The organism is Microbacterium gilvum (assembly GCF_039543865.1).
In the GTDB taxonomy this organism is placed as follows: domain Bacteria; phylum Actinomycetota; class Actinomycetes; order Actinomycetales; family Microbacteriaceae; genus Microbacterium; species Microbacterium gilvum.
In genome coordinates, this window is record NZ_BAABKO010000011.1 from 1 (window position 1) to 945 (window position 945).

The window sequence follows — 945 nt, forward strand, 5'->3', positions numbered from 1 at the left end:
TCAGCGTCCCATGCCGTGGTAGGTCCAGCCGGCGTTTTGCCAGGTGGTGGGGGTGAGGGTGTTGCGGCCGTCGATGATGACGGGGCGGGCGACTTTGGTGCGGGTGAGGGTGGGGTCGAGGTCGCGGAACTGCTGCCATTCGGTGACGATGACGATGGTTTCGGCGTCTTGGAGGGCGTGGTCGAGGGTGTCGGCGTAGTGGAGTTGGGGGTGGGCTTTGCGGGCGTTGGGGATGGCTTCGGGGTCGTAGGCGATGACGTCGGCTCCGAGGCCTTTGAGGCGGACGGCGACGTCGAGGGCGGGGGAGTCGCGGGTGTCGTCGCTGTCGGGTTTGAACGCGAGGCCGAGGACGGCGACGCGGTGGCCGTTGATGTGGTCGTCGAAGCTGTTCACGGCGAGGTCGACGACTCTCTGGCGGCGGCGGAGGTTGATCTCGTCGACGTGCTTGAGGAACGCGACGGATTCGCCTTTGCCGAGTTCTTCGGCGCGGGCGGTGAACGCGCGGATGTCTTTGGGGAGGCAGCCGCCGCCGAAGCCGACGCCGGCGTTGAGGAAGCGGCGTCCGATGCGGTTGTCGTGTCCGATGGCGTCGGCGAGCTGGGTGACGTCGGCGCCGACGGTCTCGGCGATCTCGGCCATCGCGTTGATGAAGCTGATCTTCGTGGCGAGGAAGCTGTTCGCGGCGACCTTGACGAGCTCGGCGGTGGCGTAGTCGGTCACGATCCGCGGGGTCCCGGTGGTCAGGGCGGTGGCGTACACGGCGTCGAGGGTCGCGGTGTCGGTGTCGGCGGTGTCGGGGTGGACGCCGTACACGAGCCGGTCGGGTTCGACGGTGTCTTTCACGGCGAACCCTTCCCGGAGGAACTCGGGGTTCCACGCCAGGTGCGCGCCGGTGGGGGCGACGAGGGCGGCGAGGCGGCCGGCGGTGCCGACCGGGACGGTCGA

Annotated in this window: 1 protein-coding gene; it reads right to left on the bottom strand. The window is 69.2% G+C overall.

Annotated features, from left to right (window positions below):
- Positions 1-945, bottom strand: a 945-nt coding sequence (locus ABD998_RS17750) for a UDP-glucose dehydrogenase family protein (RefSeq protein WP_345442392.1), incomplete at its 5' end; no start/stop codon positions are given.